At 76.3% G+C, this 236-nt stretch carries 1 pseudogene; it reads left to right on the forward strand.

Going from position 1 to position 236, the window contains the following annotated elements:
* Window positions 1–236 (forward strand): annotated as a pseudogene (locus tag ACYQ0J_RS13680) (tetratricopeptide repeat protein); the annotation flags it as partial.

The following is a 236-nucleotide window of genomic DNA, read 5'->3' on the forward strand; positions in this document are numbered from 1 at the left end:
GCTTCTGGGGAAGCCCGCTCAAGGAAGCGAGGTCCTGGAGGAGGCCCTTGAGCTAGCGGGGGAGGGGGCCCGGAGGGGAGCGGCCCTGGCGGAGATGGCCCTCTGCCACCTGGCCCTGGGACGGAAGAGGCTGGCGAGGCGGGCCGCCGGGGAGGCCCTGGAGCTTCTGGACACCCACGCCCCGGCCCGCGCCCGGGTGCTGGTGGCCCTGGCGGAGCTCTCCCGCCGGGAGGGGA

Source organism: Thermus sp. FJN-A, from assembly GCF_054655095.1.